1 protein-coding gene is annotated in these 1,030 nt (G+C 48.0%); it reads left to right on the top strand.

Annotated features, from left to right (window positions below; genetic code table 11):
* Positions 1 to 56: 56 nt before the first annotated feature.
* Positions 57 to 1,030 (top strand): cache domain-containing protein (locus tag R7E42_RS25650; RefSeq protein ID WP_318073334.1); only part of this gene is annotated, 974 nt, incomplete at its 3' end.

Below are 1,030 nucleotides of genomic sequence, written 5' to 3'. Positions count from 1 at the left end.
AAATCGATTGAATTTTGCCTTTTCGTAACGCTGCGCCGAGAAGTAAGGAAGTCTCTATGAATCTAACCATAAGAAAGCGACTGTATATTCTTTCCATCATTCCAGTACTCACCATTGCACTAGGTATGATGTGGTTCACCTACCTGCAAACTAACGCTTATAACCAACAGCAAATTGATCAGACCCACACCACCATGATGGCGATGAAAAAAGCCGAGCTGAAAAACTATGTTCAGATGGCTCGCTCGGCGATTGAACCGCTACTCAAGAGAAATGCGACATTAGAAGAAGCTCTTCCCGTTTTACGAGAGCTGGAATTTGGTGAAACGGGCTACATCTTCGGTTACAACTCCAAAGGCGTCCGTGTTGTGGTCGGCAAGAACGACAAAGGCATCGGTGAAAACTTCTATAACCTGCAAGACAAGAAAGGTAATTACCTGATTCAAGACTTGCTGAAAAACGCCAAAACGGGTGAATTCACTACCTATTACTTCCCGAAACTAGGACAAACAGAGGCGCTACCGAAATTGAGCTACTCAATGTTCATTCCTGAGTGGGATTTAATGATCGGTACCGGCTTCTACACTGATGACATTGATGCCGTCATTGCAGAAATGGAAGCCTCAGCCCATGACGCGCTCAACACGACTCTAGTGGCCATCGCGCTGTTCTGTGTTTCTATCGCTGCCGTGGTTGCTATCTTCGCCGTGTTTGTGAATCGTAGCATCATGCGACCAATCGAACAGTTTGATGCCTCGATCCAATCCTTCGCGCAAGGCGATGCCGACCTTACGGCGCGCATGCACGAATCCAACGTACCTGAGTTCAAACAGTTAGCGCACAACTTCAATATCTTTGTTGAAAGCCTGCAGGGCATCATCAAGAGCGTGACTCAAGTTGGTGAAGAAGTCGTCGCAGAAACCAACAACATGTCGCAACGCGCCTCTCAAGTCGACGAACTCGCTGGCGGTCAACGTGAAGAAACCGAGCAAGTTGCCGCAGCGATGACGGAAATGACAGCCACCGCGCA

The organism is Vibrio sp. Vb1337, from assembly GCF_033338715.1.
GTDB classification, from domain to species: Bacteria; Pseudomonadota; Gammaproteobacteria; order Enterobacterales; family Vibrionaceae; genus Vibrio; species Vibrio alginolyticus.
Note: the sequence above shows the minus strand (reverse complement) of the source record. Positions and strands in the feature narration are given on the sequence as shown.